This window comes from Yokenella regensburgei ATCC 49455 (assembly GCF_000735455.1).
GTDB classification, from domain to species: domain Bacteria; phylum Pseudomonadota; class Gammaproteobacteria; order Enterobacterales; family Enterobacteriaceae; genus Yokenella; species Yokenella regensburgei.
Genome location: NZ_JMPS01000099.1, coordinates 1 through 277 on the forward strand (window position 1 = coordinate 1; position 277 = coordinate 277).

At 56.3% G+C, this 277-nt stretch carries 1 pseudogene; it reads left to right on the plus strand.

Features of this window, described 5'->3' with window-relative positions:
* Window positions 1–228: pseudogene (locus GYRE_RS23110) on the plus strand (ABC transporter ATP-binding protein); the annotation flags it as partial.
* Window positions 229–277: the final 49 nt, after the last annotated feature.

Genomic DNA, 277 nt, shown 5'->3' on the forward strand with positions numbered 1-277 from the left:
CTGCGCAAAGAGATTACTCGTCTCGAAAAAGAGATGGAGAAACTTAATGCCGAGCTGGCACAGGCGGAAGAAACGCTTGGCGATAGCGGCCTGTACGATCAGGCGCGCAAAGCAGAGCTGACCGCCTGCCTGCAACAGCAGGCCAGCGCGAAATCCGGGCTTGAAGAGTGCGAAATGGCGTGGCTTGAGGCGCAGGAGCAACTCGAACAGATGCTGCAGGAGGGGTAATGTGGCTCGAATTCATAAACATGAAACCGGCCGGGCGGTATAGTAGAGC